We start from the raw sequence: 13,666 nt of genomic DNA, 5'->3' as shown, positions 1-13,666 counted from the left end.
TTTGGTGGGATTTACCTGACCTATTGGTTACAAAATTGTGATATATTAAGTAGGCCGAAACCTGAACTTGAGGTGCGGGGGACGAAAGATGAAAACAGGGGCTGCCTAGCTGACTGTTTTCTTGGGGTGAAGCGTATCGAAGCGATGCGCCGGGAATGATCCTTTTTCCCGAATCCGACAACTAACTCCGCAGGCGCAGTAAAAAGGAGGGCAATTCATTTGAATACTCGTATTTGGTCTAAAATTGCAGCAACGGCGCTGATCGCCGCAAGCCTTACGATTCCGATGCAGACGACTTCCGTCCATGCAGACGCGGTACATAAAGCCGTGGAAGGAGATACTTTTTATCTTCTTGCCAAAAAATATGGCGTAGATATGAATAAGCTCATGGCTGCCAACCCATCCATCAATCCGAAAAATATTTACGCTGGTTTAAAAATCACCATTCCGGGAGTTCAAACCCAAACGACGGGAGTTGCTTCCGCTGCTCCGGCGAAGAAGGAGAGCGCAGCTACGACAACTGCTTCCGCTTCCAAGCTCAAGGTCATGTCTACCGGGAACGTGGTTGAAGCATGGGGGAAAACCTTTACTTACTCGAAAACGATCAATGTGAAAGCATCGGCGTATTCGGCATCAGCTAGTGAGAATGGAAAATGGGGCGCGGTTGACTACTTCGGCAACCCGCTGAAGCTTGGTACCATCGCTGTTGATCCGAATGTCATTCCGATGGGCACAAAGGTGCTGGTGACCGGCCACAACCATGACGGTCTGCCGGATCAGGCTTTTGTAGCTACGGCCACCGATCAGGGGGGCGCAATCAAGGGTAACCGGATTGATATCTTTATTCCCGGCAGCGCAGCAAATGCGAAATCGTTTGGTTTCCAAGATGTGACGCTTTACGTATTAAATTAAACACCTTGTTTAAAAAAGTCGGTCAGAATGTATCCTGGCCGACTTTTTGTGCTTGCTGGCGAAGTGCCTGATTTTCAGATGATTCCCAATACATCAGCGGTATTTGGTCGTATGCAGCAGCTCGGAAAGATCAACGAATTGATACCCCTGTGCCTGCAAGGCGTCGATGATCTTCGGCAAAGCCTGGATGGTGCCGGTTAAGTCGGAGCCAACGCCGCCGCCTGAGTGCTGAAGGATGATCGAGCCGGGCCCCGCCGTGCGCATCACGTTGGAGATCACTTTGTTCTTGTCGATCCCTTTCCAATCCTGTGAATCCACATTCCAATTGACGAGGGTGTAGCCGTTCTTTTTCGCCCATTGAACCTGTTCTTCCTTGATTTCTCCATAAGGCGGCCGAATCAGCTGGGGACGGTATCCAACGACGTTCTGGATAATTTTCTCCGTGCGTAAAATCTCGCTCTGGAACTGCTTAATGGAGCGGTTGCGGAAGTTCGGATGATTAAAGGAGTGATTGCCGATGAGATGGCCTTCGTGATGCATCCGCCGTAACAGGCCGGGAAACTTCTTAGCCCGTGCACCAACAACAAAGAAGGTGGCTTTGACCCCTTTCCGGTGAAGCACGTCCAAAATTTGCGGCGTAAACCGCGGATCCGGACCATCATCGAAGGTCAGTGCAATCTGCTTCACCTCCGGCCCCCGGAAGATGAAGGTTTCTGAATATTTGCGCCGCAGCTCACCAAGATCTGCCGGCTTGGCACCTGCGGGCACGAGTGCCGCCTTCTTGTCCGCCTGGTCCCCCTGAGATTCTGGCCCTCTGTTTTCGAGATCCAGTGCGGCGGCTTTGACGGGATAAAATTCCGTCCCGCCCACCATGATCAGAGAAGCGGTCATGCAGCAGACCAGAGCATTCTTAAGCTGAATAAGCAATTTGAAGTCCCCCTTCAACCCAAAACTGTACATGTTCTCTAGTATCCCCTAACTTTTTCAGATCATGATGGATTGTGAAAAATTGCGCTGATTTCCTCTCATGATTCGCTGTGAGAGATGTCACAGACGATCCCGCTAAAAAATTGCATCCTTTGATGAAGTGTAATCAAATGGGGTGGGGTGAACATATGGCAATCGTAGTGGCTAACGAGGAAATATCACCAGGGGTGTTCAAACTGTCCGTACAAGGGCGATTTACGGGAAAAATGGGGCAATTCTACATGTTGCGTGCAGGAGAACGCTATCCGTTACTGTCCCGACCGATCAGTATCTTTGATCTCGAAGAGGATCGGCTGGATTTCTTGATCCGGGTTGCGGGGGTAGGTACGACCCGGTTATCTGAACTGAAGCAAGGCGACCGATTGACCTTGGACGGGCCGTTTGGTAACGGGTTTCCGCCGCTGGAGGGAAGAACCGCCTTTGTAGGCGGTGGCATCGGCATCGCTCCGTTTTATTATGCGCTTAGGGAAGCACCGCAGGCAGACGTATATCTCGGTTACAGCCGCGAGCCTTATTTGGTAGAGGAGTTCCGTGCGATGTCCCGCGGCAACGTGACGGTGGATGTAGGCGGCTCGATTCTAGAGAAAGTGGATTTTCGGGCGTACGATACGGTAATTGCTTGCGGGCCTCATCCGATGTTGCATGCCGTCCAGCGCAAACAGGCGGAAAGCGGCGGCCAGGCCAAGGTATACGTCTCCCTGGAGAATCGGATGGCATGCGGAATCGGTGCTTGCCTTGTCTGCAGCGTGAAATGCAGAGACGTCCGGAAGAAGGCTTGCGCTGACGGGCCGGTATTTTTGGCGGAAGAGGTGATGTTTGTATGACGGATTTATCGTGTCGCCTCGCTGGAGTCTTTTTTAAAAATCCGATCGTGATGGCCTCTGGAACGTTTGGCTTTGGTCAGGAATATGGTGCGATTTATGATATCAATCAACTAGGCGGGTTGTCCGGAAAAGGGTTGACGCTGCATCCAAAGGCAGGGAACGAAGGCGTTCGCGTAGCTGAGACAGCGTCGGGGATGTTAAACAGCGTTGGATTGGAGAATCCGGGCATCTACGCCTTCCTGCGTGAGGAATGTCCGAGATGGGAGCAGCTGGATCTGGTACGGATCGTGAATTTGGGCGGGAATACGATTGAAGAGTACGTGGAAGGTGCGAGGCTGATCGATGAGGATGCGGCTTGGCGAAGACGGGAAGGCAGAACCGCTGTTGACATGATCGAGCTGAATATTTCCTGCCCGAACGTCAAAGCCGGGGGCATGGCGTACGGGATCAAAACGGAGATCGCCCGGCAGGTCGTTCGCGAGGTTCGGGCTGCGACGACGCTGCCGCTGATCGTCAAGCTGTCGCCCAACGCCGAGGATATCGTGGGCATGGCGGTGATGTGCCAGGAGGAACAAGCGGATGGCGTTTCGCTGATCAATACGTTTTCGGCGATGAAAATCGACATTACCAAGCGTAGGAGCGTGTTCGACAATCTGTATGCCGGTCTGTCCGGTCCGGCAATTAAGCCAATCGCTTTGCGGATGGTGCATCAAGTCTGTCAAGCCGTAACCCTGCCGGTAATGGGGATGGGCGGCATCAGCTGCGCAGAGGACGTCGTTGAGTTTATTATGGCCGGCGCTGCCGTCGTTCAGGTGGGGACGCATAACTTCGTTCATCTTCGAGCGGGAGAGCAACTGGTCGCTGACCTTACGGCCTGGATGGAGGCTGAAGGGGTTCAAACCTTGGACGAAATTCGCGGAATCCTATAAAATAAAGGGCATACTGTTGTGGAAGGAGCTGCGGAAATTGTCATTTGAGGATATTAAGCTGGAAGCGATCCCGGTTGGCCGCGATTTACTGCTGCTGATAACCGGTGGCGTATCACATATCGGAGCGGCGTCCACCGCTTATCAAGCAGGGGGAGACATTGAAGTATTGACCTCCGCCGTACCGGGACATAAAGAACACACCTTAACCGAGGAATATGCCCGTCGCGCATCGGAGGCACTCGGCCGAACCGTCACTGTGGTCATGGGGATTCATTACGACAATTTAAGCAAAGAAGAAATTATGGAGATTGCAAAGAAAACCTCCGAGATGCTGGATCAATATTTACAGGAGCAGCAAGGGAATGGAGTTGACCGGCAATGAAGTCAGCGGACCAGGCGAAGTTTCGTCGCAAAGCGTTGCCGGTACCTGAAGCCCAGGCAATCGTTCTGCCCTACGCTAAGGAGACAGAATCGGAGACCGTTCCGCTGCCGGAAGCGCTAGGTCGAATCTTGGCGGAGCGGGTAACTGCACCGCATGCATACCCGCATTTTCGCCGTTCAGGGATGGATGGGTTCGCCATTCTGAGCCGAGATACGGTGGGCTGTCATTCCGAACATCCGGTCTTCTTGGAAGTCGTAGACGAGATTCCTGCCGGCTCCGTTCCAACCGTGAAATTGAAGCCAGGGCAAGCAGCCCGGATCATGACCGGGGCGAAAGTTCCCGATGAAGCGGACGCTGTGGTGATGTTTGAGATGACCGAGTCCATTATCCGGGAGGGTAAGCCTTATATCCAATTGATTCGTGAAATTGAGTCGGGGAAGAACATCACGCCAGTTGGCCTCGAATTGTCGGAGGGAGACGTGATCCTCGAGCCTGGCCGCAGGCTGTCAGCCGGTGAACTCTCCGTGCTGGCGACGTTTGGCATTCACCGCGTTCCGGTGAAGAAACGGCCGCGAGTTGCCGTCTTCTCCACAGGCTCAGAGCTGCTGCGGATCGATGAACCGCTCCAGGACGGACGTATCCGTAACAGCAATACCTATATGCTGTACAGTCAAATCTTCGAAGCGGGCGGCGAACCGATCCTGTTGGAGGCGATCGAGGACGACTTGACCCAAGCCAAAGCGCAGGTGGAAGCAGCCATCGCCAATTACGATCTGGTTGTAACCACAGGTGGAGTGTCTGTGGGCAACTACGATATCATGGCCGACCTGTTGTCGAGCGACAGCGTTGAGATGTTGTTTAACAAAGTCACGATGCGGCCAGGCAGCGTCACGTCTGCGGCAGTGAAGGACGGCAAGCTGTTGTTCGCGTTGTCCGGCAATCCCGGGGCTTGCTTTGTTGGCTTCGAGCTGTTTGTCCGCCCGGCAATCGGCCGGATGATGGGGGTTCCGAAGCCGTTCTTGCCTGAGTTAACAGCCGAACTGGCCCGTCCTTACAGAAAAATCAACAATTTTACCCGGTTCGTACGCGGCCGGTTGGAGGTTCGGAAAGGCAAGCTTTACGCGATTCCGGCGGAGCTGGATGAATCGGGCGTGATGATCACCATCAAGGATAGCGATGCATTAATCGTGATTCCTCCTTCTAACACGGGGATGCAAGCGGGCGAACAGGTGACGGTACTGAAGCTGCCAGGCAGCGATTTCTGATGCGGTTTGTTGATAGGCAGGACGAGGGAGGAAACGGGCGTGGTACCGGTAGTACAGATCGTCGGTTATAAAAACAGCGGGAAAACAACGCTCATTACCCGGCTGGTGAAGATATTTAATGGCATGAATCTTCGCGTGGCCGTTATCAAACATGACCTGCACGGATTTGAAGCCGATCGAGAGGGGACCGATTCGTTTCGCTTTCGAGAGGCGGGAGCGGCGGCGGCTGCGATTACTTCGCCATGGCGAACGGCCGTTTTTGAGGAGCAGGAAACATCGCTTGCGAAGCTGATTGAGCATTTTACTGAATATGATTTGATCTTGGTTGAAGGCTTCAAACATGAAACGTATCCGAAAATGGTCCTGCTGCGCTCCGCAGAGGACGAGCCGTTGATCCAGGAACTGCAGCAAGTCATCGCCATTGTCCAGAAGGAGGCGGACTTCCCCGCCAACGAGTCGGGGCCACGCCGGTTTCAACGGGATGAGGTCGAGCATATGGCGGAGTACATACGACAAAACTGGATGTAGGCTAATGCAAAGAGGACTTCCTGCCGTTGAGACGGGAAGTCCTCTTGTTGTATGCAACCTGCTAACCGCTGACCCGGCGCTCAATCGCTTCGGACATCGTCTTGTCCGTAAGATGCGCATACACCTCGGTCGTTTCGGTTGAGGCGTGACCGAGCTGCTCTTTGGTCTTGTAAATATCGTTCTGCAAATAATAGTCGGTGGCGAAGGAATGCCGTAGCTTATGAACCGTCAGGTACGGCTTGCCGAAACGTTTGGCGTACTTGATGATCATCGCTTGGATCGCGCGTTTGGTCATCCGTTTTCCTTCTTTTTGTCCGTTGGGTATGGCCACAAACAGGGCCTTCTCCCGCTTGGGCGTACGGTATCGCGCCTGCCGAAGCGTCAGATAGGCGGCCAAATCGTCCCTGCACTGCTCTCGGAAGTACACCGGCGTTTTGAACGACTCGTCGTTGTTGCCTTTCCGATAAACATAAATCAGCTTATTCGCCAGGTCCAAATCATCGATATTCAGGTTGACGACCTCGGAGACGCGTAATCCGGAATTCAGAATCAAGCTGGCGATGCAGGCATCGCGCTCCTTGTTCAGCTCATACGCATAAAGCGCCTGTTTATTGTCTGCAATATCCCGGCCATATCCTTCGGCGATGTAGGCGATAAATTCGGTTAACTCGTCTTCTTCCAAAATTTTGCCCTTGAGTTTAGCCGCTGTATCCTTCGGTTTATGGATCCGTTTGATTTCCACCTTCGCCATAATGTTTCGTTTTAACAGCGGGTAAAAGTTCTCGTCCTCGGCAATTTGGCTGAGATAGTGGAACAACGAGCGCAAGGAGGACATTTTTCGCGAGACCGTAATTTTGGAGTTGGTGCTTTCGGTTCGTGTGGTTAAGTGAAGCCGATACCCCACAATGCTCTCCATATGCAGAGTCTCCAGATCGTGGAGTGTGACTTGGGCGTTCGTCTGCGCTGCAGTTAAGCCTTCCGCCCGCAGCCAGCTGAAGAACTGTTCGTAATCCCGTACATACTCTAAAAGTGTAGAAGGGGAGAGATCCGGCAGCTTATAATCGATAAACTGCTGCACGAACCAGGGCATATGTACAACCTTCTCATCCAGTTTCTTGCGGTCGATCGCTTTTTGAATTTGCATGGGAGTACCTCCTGAATGGCTGATTATCGATGAGAGCCACGAACGTAGAAAATATAATCTGGTTCCCCGTGCGTTTGCGGTACCTCGCGGATCTCCACGTCTCCGAACGCCTCCCTGAGCCGACGCGCGAAATCCGGAGAAGGAGTAGCGCTCCAGAAGGAGAGGCAGCCGCCGGGCCGCAACCGGCGTTGCAGCGCCGCCAGACCGGCTTCATCGTATAACGAAGCATTGTCGTCAAACACTTTCCAGTCCGGTCCGTTATCGATGTCGAGACAGATTAGATCAAAGGTCTCTGCCGTCTCACGAATCCAGGCGACAAGATCCGCATGAATCAACCGCGTTCTCGCATGCGCTAAGGCATGATCGTTCACATGCGCCAAAACGGTCCGGTTCCATTCAATGACCTTGGCTTCAATCTCCACGACGGTCGCTTCCTTTACGCGGGGATCGAGAAGTGCTTCCTGCAGAGAAAAGCCAACCCCTAAGCCTCCGATCAGAACCTTCTCGGGGGAGGGGACCCGTTCCAGTGCGCGGCGGACCAGCAAGCGTTCAGACTCGCCGTTATATGTCGCCATCAGAAAGGTGCCGTTGCTGATGATTTCGAACTCCTCGCCGCGCCGTTGTAGTTGGATTTCCCCACGGGGTGTTTCGGCGCGTTCGATGATTTCAACAGGCAAATCGATATGATTCATCAGAGTAACCTCCTGTAAGTTGACGAAAGAAAAATTATGTAAACTAACCGACATGCTATTTCGATTTCAATTTCAGCAGGGCGTGATTAAATTTCTGCAGTAAGGCGGCAAACGCTTCCGTGTCTTCCTTCGGCCAATGCTTTGACACCTACCGCGCCATGGGCATTGATCCGATGCAGCAGCAGGTATGCGGCACGGTCTAAATTCCCGTTTTTTCGGGAAGCAGTTACAGTGGTCATCCGCCGATAAAGGACGGCCATCTCCAGCTCAATCGTTTCTAGCGATTTGTCATCCATAATTACGAATACCTCACAGCCAAATAGGATAAGTTTATCGTATCATAGAATGGAGAGGAAATTAAATGAATGCGGGCTTTCACAAGGAGAAAGCGTTTTTACGCATTCCAAGCAATTGACAACAATTTATATAGTTGCATGAGGGGGATAACCATGCAAGCGCATGAGATCATGATCAAACACGTGTACAAAGTCAAAGAGACCGATACGGTACGTTCTGTGATTGAAAGATTCATGGAATACCGGATCAGTGGACTTCCGGTGGTGAATGAACGCAATGAGATCGTGTCCTATATCAGTGACGGCGATATTATGCGTTACATCGGTAAACATCGCGACGTTGTGGTGGATTCGATTTATTACGTTGCTGTGTTTAAAGGGGACCAGGAGGACTTTGAACAGCGTATACGGCGCCTGCTTGACCTCAACGTCATGGAAATCGGGAAGAAGAAAGTATACACCGTGTCGTGGGATGAGGAAATTGAGAACATTGCGGCGATCTTAGGGAAGAAGCAGATTAAGAAACTCCCGGTCGAACGCAACGGGGTGCTGGTCGGAATTATCAGCCGGGGAGATGTGATCAGGCATTCCTTTAAATCATTTTTATAACTCGGGAAAGGAGTCTTTATGTCCCTATCGCGGCAGTCATCGCCGCCGGGGCGGTGCTGGGGAACAACAATAGCATGTAAAGCATGTCGATGAAGTGAAGGCAGGCCATTGATCCATCGATAGAATGCAGCGAAGAAGTGTGGAGTAGAGGCATAAAAGCAAACATTTAACCAAGTGAATTATAATGATTAATAGGATAAAATAAACATAAAAACGTCCGGTACTGCAGATTCGCATTCCGGACGTTTTTTTGCGCATCTTGGGAGTGATTACAGATCAAGTTTGGCGATTTCCGCTTTTAACTTATTCGCTGAAGCATGGAACCGAGTCAGCTCCTCATTGTCCAGCTTCAAATCCAGCACTTCGCGGACGCCAGAGCGGTCAACGATACTCGGTACGCCAAGATAAACATCAGAGACGCCGTTATAATCCGTCAGCAACGTCGAGACGTTCAGAACGGAGCCTTCGTTTTGCAAGATCGAGACGATGATGCGGTCCAACGCCAGCGCGATCGCGTAGTAAGTAGCTCCTTTGGCGTTGATGATCTCGTATGCAGCGTTTTTCGTATTGTTGAAGATCTCTTCACGGTCCTCATCAGAGAACTCCAAGCCGATGCCGGCGACGTTTGCCAAGCTCCAAAGTGGAACCTCGGAATCCCCGTGTTCGCCGATGATATGAGCATGAATGCTACGCGGGTTAATTTTCTTGTTCTGTCCAATTAGGTAACGGAAACGTGCGCTGTCAAGCAGGGTACCGGAACCGATAACGCGATTGGACGGGAATCCGCTTTTCTTCAATGTAACGTAGGACAGGATATCGACCGGGTTCGTTGCTACGAGAATGATGCCGTGATTATTGTATTTCACGATATTTTGAATGATACTGTCGAAGATGACGGCATTCCGTTTGAGCAAATCGATCCGGGTCTCGCCGGGACGTTGAGAAGCGCCTGCCGCTATCACAATGACGTCAGCATCAGCGCAATCGCTGTAATCTCCAGCCCACAGCTTCACACCTCCCGTGAAGGGAAGACCATGGTTCATGTCAAGGGCTTCGCCCAGCGCCTTCTCCTTATTGACGTCAATCAAGACCAGCTCGGACACCCGTTCTCTTAAGAGCAGCGTATAAGCGGTAGTCGCACCAACCGCCCCTGTGCCGATGATTACAACCCGGCTGGAACTCATCTTGTTTTTCATTTTTTTCATCTCCTTGTCGTGTTCTCCATGCTTTAGCTTGCACCGTTGGTTGGGTTCTTAACCTTAAGTGATACAAGCACTCTTGGGCGCTTCGCTGCGTTTAAGAATGAAGCGCGTATGTATTGGGTTACACCCATTGTACCTGAAGAAAGTTCTAAATTTAAAGTAAAATCTGGAATGTTCGTATTTTAAATAATAATGAATAGGCAAACGGGATCTATCAGCACGATAACCGTCTTCTTAGGGAGGCGGTTTATTTTTATCCTCTTTGAAATAATTAAAACATAATATATGTTATGTTAACAAAATGTCGCTTTTTAAAAGTTGTTATCACTTTGTAACCAGCGATTAACGATTCTGTAAGGACGAAACTCTCGCTTTATATTATTCTATTAAATAGAAAAAGAGAGAGAGGAATCCGGTGAATGAGATGTCGCCTTACGGTAAACGAAGTGAAAAGCATGGAGAGTGTAACACACAATCCAAAATAATTCGGCGTACGAGATGGATCATCACAGCTGCGCTCGTACTGACGGCATCTTCCCTGGCATTGACTGCGGTGGCAGTCGCCCCACTGATCAACAAATCCCTTCCGCACAAGTCGTCAACCCGGGTGGTTATCCCGGCAAAATTGGCATCCGCAGGGGAAACGGAGAAGGGGCAGAGCGTTAATCTTGCAAATTCACAGCAAACGACGGAGCCCACCGTTACACCGGCGGATTCAAACAGTACCCCGGCAGAATCAAGTAACACCCAGGCGGAGCCGAAGGGGACTCCGAGCAAGGAAGATGGTGCTTCCCAGACAGCTGAATCCGACCCGGCACCTGCTACACCTGCCGCACAACCTGCGGTCGAAACGAAATCCCCAGCGCAGCAGGATAAAAAAACGAAATCGACTGTGAAGCCAAAAGTAATTTATCTGACCTTTGATGACGGACCTAGCAAATATACGGAGCAGTTGCTTGATATTTTGGAGCATTATCAGATACATGGCACTTTCTTTATGATTGGGAATCAGCTCAGCAAAAATGAGAAAATCGTGAATCAGGCGTTGCAGGAAGGTCATTACATAGGTCTGCACAGTATGACGCACAACAAGAAGATTTTATATGACGGCAAAGGATCGGCTCACTTCATCGAAGAATTTACGAAGGAACAGAAGCTGATGGAGAAGCTTACCGGCACTTCCCCGACCTTGATTCGTGCGCCGTACGGCAGCAAACCGGAAATCGGTGAGAAGTTCCGCGGTGATATTGCGAAAGCGGGATTTAAGATGTGGGACTGGACGGTGGACTCCATGGACTGGAAATACCCGAACAGCCCGAGCACAATCCTTAAAGAAGTAAAGCGTCAAACGCACCGGGATACTGAGGTGATTCTGTTGCATGAGAAAGCGCAGACGGTAAAGATTTTGCCTCAAATTATCGAATATTTGCAAAGCAAAGGATACGCCTTTGCCGTTTATAAACCCAATCAGCATTTCACGGTGAATTTTGGGAACGATCCCCGTTTATAACGGCGAGAAAAACATCTATGTTATAATGATTCATATCTAACTGCAGAAAGCGAGGTGGTTCAGGTTGAGCCTGTGGCTTAAGATTGCCGGAACCGCCCTGGGTATGGTGCTGCTTCTGACGGCTTGCAATTCCGAGCCGCCTCCGGCTGCCACTCCGGTACTAGACGAGCCTTCTGAGGATGGACAAACGATCACAGTGATTAATCCTGCAGCTTCCGAGAACCAGGGAAATCCTGCCGCCGCTCCGGCGGAGAACACGAATAACCGCTACCAGATTCAAACCCGTCTCACCGATTTTCAATTGCTCAGTGAAACGACGGGACTAGCGTGGGGGATTACGCGTAACGAGCTGCGGCTTTATATTACAGCAGACAACGGCAAAACGTGGACGAATATCTCACCTGCCGCCTCCGTACCGTTTGCTACCACGCCGGAGTATGCCAAGGATATCTTTTTTCTAGATCCGAATCATGGCTTTATCGTACGAAATTCTGCCGGTTCCGGAGATACGATTGTCCTGCGTACAACCGACGGCGGAACCACTTGGAAGGTAACTTCATTCCCTGGAGAAGGGGAAGTGAAGGCCATGGTATTTGCCGATCCGGATCATGGATGGTTGCTTTCCGAGGTTAACATGCGGGAGAATGGAGCACGGTCTTTATATGAGACGGATGACGGAGCCCAAACCTTTGAAGTTCTGCTTGGGGGGACGGATCCGATGCGTCTCCTGTCAGAGGACAGCCCTTCATTGATACCTGGCACGCAAACATCGATGGCCTTTACTAGCCCGCTGCACGGTTTTGTAACCGAAATCAATCAAGGACTTCCAACGTTATATACGACCCAAAACGGCGGGTTAACCTGGACTCAAAATCTTCATTTCTTTAATCCGAACAAGTATAAAACCTGCGACAGCTTTACGGTTGGGCCTGTGTCCTTCTTCTCCGGCAGCGTGAAAGAGGGCTGGATTCCTGTCGGCTGCACCCGGGGGGATTCCACCAAATTCAACGGTTACTTTACGGAAGATGCCGGCAGCACTTGGACGTTAGCGCCGTTTCAGTTGTCCTGGCAAACCGGTCTAAACGAGAAGCTGGCTCCGACTTTCTTAACGCCTAACGAAGGTTGGACGATTTTGGATTCAACGGTCTATCATACGTTAAACCAAGGCGCGAGCTGGGAGCCGTTGCCGGAAAACAAAAAATTGGTCGAAACGCTGGAGGACTACCCTGAAATTGTGAAGCTTCAGTTCTTTAATTCCCGAGTGGGGTGGCTGTTAGTTGCCCAAGAGAATCAGAAGCGTTCGCTCCTGATGCAAACGAAGGATGGGGGACGAACCTGGCAGGTGCTATAAACGGATAATAAAAGCAAGCATGGCGTGGGATCCATGCTTCTTTTGTGTAGAAACGGGCAGAATGATAATGTTCATTATATTGTGAAAATTATCACGTACTATTCTCGGACTTTGTGATATATTTAACTTGTAAGGAAGATCAATCACAGGCAAGCCAAAATCGGAGCGAACGCTCCCATAATGATAGGAGTGGAGCCTTATGAAAACTGTTCAAGAAGAATTTGTAACCCGCAATTACCTGCAGTTCTGCTACACCTGTGAAGATGCACATCTGTGCACGACAGAAGAAGCTTGCAAAGCTTGTTGGGCAGAGAAAGGACTTGACGAGGCGTTCGAAATGGAAGCCGATGGCGCTGAAGAGACCCGTCAACTGTTGTTTGAGTACTATGCTTAATATAGATCGTTCTTGCTTCACACCATAGTAACCTCCATTCGTAACCACGAATCGGAGGTTTTTCTTTTTCTCTAAGATATCTTGGACAAGAGTGGCATATTTTCCGGACACGATGAATAACAAGTTTTTTTCAGGTCCGCATATACTTAGGGGGAAAGGAGAGAACAGCGGTACGGAGCAACCTCTCGAAGGAGGGATAAGCGATGCAGTCGTGGACGGAAATGTTTGGGGTAGTGGAAACGGCGCTGCCAATCTTGTTTGTTGTCATCCTCGGAATCCTGGCTGCGACAGCAGCAGGAGGGCTTCTTCGCGCGATCGGAAACCACCGGCAGCCTGTACTTAGCGTCCATTCCGTAATCGTCGGAAAACGGACCGAAGTCAGCCACCGCCATGACACCGACACCTCGGTGAACCGTTCTGACACGAAGTATTATATGACCTTCGAGGTCGAAAGCGGTGACCGTTTGGAGTTTGCCGTGTCGGGAGTGGAATACGGGCAATGTGCGGAAGGAGACGAAGGCAAGCTGACATTCCAGGGCCGTCGTTATCATGGGTTCGAGCGGTCTGTTCGCACCTATCGGACTGAGCTGCAGGAATACCGAAAATTTCATAGCTCCGGGTAAGCGAGAAAATCGATAGAC

General features: G+C 50.9%; 16 protein-coding genes and 1 riboswitch. Of the genes, 11 read left to right on the top strand and 5 right to left on the bottom strand.

The window, feature by feature from the left end:
* Positions 1-42: 42 nt before the first annotated feature.
* Positions 43-211: riboswitch (cyclic di-AMP (ydaO/yuaA leader) on the top strand.
* Between the two features lie 8 nt (positions 212-219).
* Positions 220-912, top strand: coding sequence for a 3D domain-containing protein (locus tag U9M73_RS06350; protein ID WP_009226156.1), 693 nt, complete (start codon positions 220-222; stop codon positions 910-912).
* A 93-nt stretch (positions 913-1,005) separates the two neighbouring features.
* Here the strand turns inward: U9M73_RS06350 and U9M73_RS06345 are convergent, their stop codons facing one another.
* A complete protein-coding gene (locus U9M73_RS06345) occupies positions 1,006-1,839 on the bottom strand; it encodes a polysaccharide deacetylase family protein (RefSeq protein ID WP_232282338.1) in 834 nt (277 codons plus the stop codon).
* 188 nt (positions 1,840-2,027) lie between these two features.
* On the opposite strand from U9M73_RS06345, the gene U9M73_RS06340 reads away from it, so the two are divergent.
* Genes U9M73_RS06340 through mobB form a run of 5 tightly spaced genes read left to right on the top strand, consistent with a single transcriptional unit; the run spans position 2,028 to position 5,827 of the window.
* Positions 2,028-2,723 (top strand): dihydroorotate dehydrogenase electron transfer subunit, encoded by a 696-nt coding sequence (locus tag U9M73_RS06340; RefSeq protein WP_260070291.1) that lies wholly within the window; start codon positions 2,028-2,030, stop codon positions 2,721-2,723.
* On the top strand, positions 2,720-3,652 hold the full coding sequence (locus U9M73_RS06335; protein ID WP_009226153.1) for a dihydroorotate dehydrogenase: 933 nt from the start codon (positions 2,720-2,722) through the stop codon (positions 3,650-3,652). The genes U9M73_RS06340 and U9M73_RS06335 overlap by 4 nt, the downstream gene beginning before the upstream one ends.
* A 37-nt stretch (positions 3,653-3,689) precedes the next feature.
* A complete protein-coding gene (lpdD, locus tag U9M73_RS06330; RefSeq protein WP_009226152.1) occupies positions 3,690-4,034 on the top strand; it encodes a prenylated flavin chaperone LpdD in 345 nt (114 codons plus the stop codon).
* Positions 4,031-5,299, top strand: coding sequence for a molybdopterin molybdotransferase MoeA (locus U9M73_RS06325; RefSeq protein ID WP_260070290.1), 1,269 nt, complete (start codon positions 4,031-4,033; stop codon positions 5,297-5,299). Before lpdD ends, U9M73_RS06325 begins: the two co-directional genes overlap by 4 nt.
* Positions 5,300-5,338: 39 nt before the next feature.
* Positions 5,339-5,827, top strand: a complete 489-nt coding sequence (mobB, locus tag U9M73_RS06320) for a molybdopterin-guanine dinucleotide biosynthesis protein B (RefSeq protein ID WP_260070289.1) — start codon at positions 5,339-5,341, stop codon at positions 5,825-5,827.
* A 61-nt stretch (positions 5,828-5,888) separates the two neighbouring features.
* On the opposite strand, the gene xerS is transcribed toward mobB, so the two are convergent.
* From xerS to U9M73_RS06305, 3 genes are all read right to left on the bottom strand, one after another.
* Complete coding sequence (xerS, locus tag U9M73_RS06315) at positions 5,889-6,971, bottom strand: tyrosine recombinase XerS (RefSeq protein ID WP_009226149.1); 1,083 nt, start codon at positions 6,969-6,971, stop codon at positions 5,889-5,891.
* 23 nt (positions 6,972-6,994) lie between these two features.
* A complete protein-coding gene (locus U9M73_RS06310) occupies positions 6,995-7,663 on the bottom strand; it encodes a spermine/spermidine synthase domain-containing protein (RefSeq protein WP_036646029.1) in 669 nt (222 codons plus the stop codon).
* Positions 7,664-7,749: 86 nt separating this feature from the next.
* A complete protein-coding gene (locus U9M73_RS06305; RefSeq protein WP_009226147.1) occupies positions 7,750-7,959 on the bottom strand; it encodes a hypothetical protein in 210 nt (69 codons plus the stop codon).
* A gap of 153 nt (positions 7,960-8,112) precedes the next feature.
* Here U9M73_RS06305 and U9M73_RS06300 point away from each other — a divergent pair, with 153 nt between their 5' ends.
* Positions 8,113-8,568, top strand: coding sequence for a CBS domain-containing protein (locus U9M73_RS06300; RefSeq protein ID WP_009226146.1), 456 nt, complete (start codon positions 8,113-8,115; stop codon positions 8,566-8,568).
* A gap of 269 nt (positions 8,569-8,837) precedes the next feature.
* Here the strand turns inward: U9M73_RS06300 and U9M73_RS06295 are convergent, their stop codons facing one another.
* On the bottom strand, positions 8,838-9,764 hold the full coding sequence (locus tag U9M73_RS06295; RefSeq protein ID WP_260070287.1) for an L-lactate dehydrogenase: 927 nt from the start codon (positions 9,762-9,764) through the stop codon (positions 8,838-8,840).
* A gap of 430 nt (positions 9,765-10,194) precedes the next feature.
* Between U9M73_RS06295 and U9M73_RS06290 the strand changes: the two genes are divergently transcribed.
* The 4 genes from U9M73_RS06290 (at position 10,195) to U9M73_RS06275 (ending at position 13,648) form a co-directional block, all read left to right on the top strand.
* On the top strand, positions 10,195-11,280 hold the full coding sequence (locus tag U9M73_RS06290) for a polysaccharide deacetylase family protein (protein ID WP_323079075.1): 1,086 nt from the start codon (positions 10,195-10,197) through the stop codon (positions 11,278-11,280).
* A 64-nt stretch (positions 11,281-11,344) separates the two neighbouring features.
* On the top strand, positions 11,345-12,631 hold the full coding sequence (locus U9M73_RS06285; protein WP_232282337.1) for a WD40/YVTN/BNR-like repeat-containing protein: 1,287 nt from the start codon (positions 11,345-11,347) through the stop codon (positions 12,629-12,631).
* Positions 12,632-12,830: 199 nt separating this feature from the next.
* Complete coding sequence (locus tag U9M73_RS06280) at positions 12,831-13,025, top strand: hypothetical protein (protein ID WP_009226142.1); 195 nt, start codon at positions 12,831-12,833, stop codon at positions 13,023-13,025.
* A gap of 203 nt (positions 13,026-13,228) precedes the next feature.
* Positions 13,229-13,648: a DUF2500 domain-containing protein gene (locus U9M73_RS06275; protein WP_009226141.1), complete on the top strand. Its 420-nt coding sequence runs from the start codon at positions 13,229-13,231 to the stop codon at positions 13,646-13,648.
* Positions 13,649-13,666 lie beyond the last annotated feature (18 nt).

This window comes from Paenibacillus phoenicis (assembly GCF_034718895.1).
Lineage (GTDB): Bacteria > Bacillota > Bacilli > Paenibacillales > Paenibacillaceae > Fontibacillus > Fontibacillus phoenicis.
Note: the sequence above shows the minus strand (reverse complement) of the source record. Positions and strands in the feature narration are given on the sequence as shown.

Bases quoted from the DNA above. Each gene is read 5' to 3' on its own strand.
- U9M73_RS06340 (WP_260070291.1), top strand. From the start codon at position 2,028: ATGGCAATCGTAGTGGCTAACGAGGAAATATCACCAGGGGTGTTCAAA.
- U9M73_RS06335 (WP_009226153.1), top strand. From the start codon at position 2,720: ATGACGGATTTATCGTGTCGCCTCGCTGGAGTCTTTTTTAAAAATCCG.
- U9M73_RS06325 (WP_260070290.1), top strand. From the start codon at position 4,031: ATGAAGTCAGCGGACCAGGCGAAGTTTCGTCGCAAAGCGTTGCCGGTA.
- xerS (WP_009226149.1), bottom strand. From the start codon at position 6,971: ATGCAAATTCAAAAAGCGATCGACCGCAAGAAACTGGATGAGAAGGTT.
- U9M73_RS06310 (WP_036646029.1), bottom strand. From the start codon at position 7,663: ATGAATCATATCGATTTGCCTGTTGAAATCATCGAACGCGCCGAAACA.
- U9M73_RS06305 (WP_009226147.1), bottom strand. From the start codon at position 7,959: ATGGATGACAAATCGCTAGAAACGATTGAGCTGGAGATGGCCGTCCTT.
- U9M73_RS06300 (WP_009226146.1), top strand. From the start codon at position 8,113: ATGCAAGCGCATGAGATCATGATCAAACACGTGTACAAAGTCAAAGAG.
- U9M73_RS06295 (WP_260070287.1), bottom strand. From the start codon at position 9,764: ATGAAAAACAAGATGAGTTCCAGCCGGGTTGTAATCATCGGCACAGGG.
- U9M73_RS06290 (WP_323079075.1), top strand. From the start codon at position 10,195: ATGTCGCCTTACGGTAAACGAAGTGAAAAGCATGGAGAGTGTAACACA.
- U9M73_RS06280 (WP_009226142.1), top strand. From the start codon at position 12,831: ATGAAAACTGTTCAAGAAGAATTTGTAACCCGCAATTACCTGCAGTTC.
- U9M73_RS06275 (WP_009226141.1), top strand. From the start codon at position 13,229: ATGCAGTCGTGGACGGAAATGTTTGGGGTAGTGGAAACGGCGCTGCCA.